The sequence below is a fragment of the Martelella sp. HB161492 genome, from assembly GCF_013184775.1.
Taxonomy (GTDB): Bacteria; Pseudomonadota; Alphaproteobacteria; order Rhizobiales; family Rhizobiaceae; genus Martelella.
The window spans coordinates 1-1,151 of sequence record NZ_JAATVV010000040.1; the positions used below are offsets into that span (position 1 = coordinate 1).

Genomic DNA, 1,151 nt, shown 5'->3' on the forward strand with positions numbered 1-1,151 from the left:
CAATCCCTTTAGGTAAATATTGCCTAATTAAACCATTCATATTTTCGCATGTGCCTTTTTGCCAAGGTGAATGTGGGTCACAGAAATATACATGGCGAATTCAAACATGAGGTGCGACAGTTTCAAAAGCCATATGATAATCAACAAGCTGAGCAAATTTCTCTAATGGTGTAAGCCAATCTAACGCTTTTCTAGGACGAGTATTCAGTGACATGGCAACTTGATTTAAATAATGCTGATCTGCCTGATTTAAATCAATCCCTTTAGGTAAATATTGCCTAATTAAACCATTCATATTTTCGCATGTGCCTTTTTGCCAAGGTGAATGTGGGTCACAGAAATATACATCTATGCCTAAATCTTCTTCGAGTATTTTATGTTCTGACATCTCGCGTCCACGGTCATAGGTCAACGTTTTACGCAGTTCTGCAGGTAAATATTTCAGAGCTTCAGTTAAAGCCTTGCGCACTGATTCTGCCTTTGCATCAGGTAATGTTGCCAAGATACAGAGCCGTGTATTTCGTTCAATAAGTGTTGCTATCGAACTTTTATTGTCTTTACCTTTAATTAAATCAGCTTCCCAATGACCCGGTATTTTTCTTTCTTGAACTTCGGCTGGGCGCTCATGAATAGTTTTAATATCCTGTAATATAGAATCTTTTTTAGGTTCACCGTTAGCTTTTCGCTTTTTATTTTCATGACGCAGACAGGATAATAAGTCTTTTTTCAACTCACCCTTGGGTAATGCTCGTATCGTTGAATAAATCGTTGTATGGCTTACATTCATTGTTTGATCCAAATCAGGAAATGTCTTTAAACGTTTTGCTATTTGCTGAGGAGACCATAAACAACGGATCGCTTCAACAATAAATTTCCAGAGGATTGAATCGATTTTGAGTTTTCTGTGACCACGTCTACGTCTAGCGAAGGTGTTATCAGAAGCATATCGAGCTTGATAAACGTCATTGATGCTATTTCTTTTAAGCTCACGATAGATCGTACTAGGATGTCTTTTAATGAGTTCAGCAAATTTTCTGGCTGAAAAGCCTTCTTTTCTACTCTTTGTGCCGCATTCCATTCCGGTCAGACGATGCGCTTCGCAAAATCAGTCCTCCTGGCAGGCCGCGTCAGCGTTTCGATGGCCCGTAGCT

Annotated in this window: 1 protein-coding gene; it reads right to left on the bottom strand. The window is 39.2% G+C overall.

All coding sequences use genetic code 11. The features are described from left to right. Positions 1-100 precede the first annotated feature (100 nt). Entirely contained in the window at positions 101-1,078 is a 978-nt protein-coding gene (locus tag HCK86_RS23850; RefSeq protein ID WP_176086990.1) for an IS30 family transposase, read from the bottom strand. Positions 1,079-1,151: the final 73 nt, after the last annotated feature.

Coding starts and splice junctions, on each gene's coding strand:
- HCK86_RS23850 (WP_176086990.1), bottom strand. CDS start 1,078: ATGGAATGCGGCACAAAGAGTAGAAAAGAAGGCTTTTCAGCCAGAAAA.